Here is a 431-nt window from a genome sequence, read left to right on the forward strand (position 1 = left end):
GTGGCGGGCTACAACGCGCAAACCGGCCGGGCTGGCGCCGCCGAGTTCGGCGTGGCCGGCAACACCCAGACCGGCGACCACACCGCCGGCAGCCGCGGTGTGGTGGTCAATCCGAACAAGAACAACGCCGTGGCGTGGAACAACGGCAACGTCTACGCCGGCCACGACGGCAACGTCTACCAGCGCACCGACGATGGCTGGCAGCAGCACACCCCCAACGGCTGGCAGCCGGTGCAGCCAAACAGCGACGTGCAGAACCGGCTCGACCAGCAGCGCCAGGCGCGCGATGTCGGCCAGCAACGCTTCGGCAATTCCGCGCAGCAGTGGCAGGGCCGCGGGGGCGGCTTCCAGGGCGGGGGCGGGCGCTTCGGTGGCGGCGGATTCGGCGGCGGAGGCGGTCGCTTCCACGGCTTCCGGCGCTGATCGCGCGC

The 431-nt window shown here is 72.2% G+C and carries 1 pseudogene; it reads left to right on the top strand.

Features of this window, described 5'->3' with window-relative positions:
- Nucleotides 1-423 (top strand): annotated as a pseudogene (locus AB4Z35_RS30670) (carbohydrate-binding family V/XII); the annotation flags it as partial.
- Between the last annotated feature and the right edge of the window lie 8 nt (nt 424-431).

This window comes from Pseudomonas sp. KB_15 (assembly GCF_052114525.1).
Lineage (GTDB): Bacteria > Pseudomonadota > Gammaproteobacteria > Pseudomonadales > Pseudomonadaceae > Aquipseudomonas.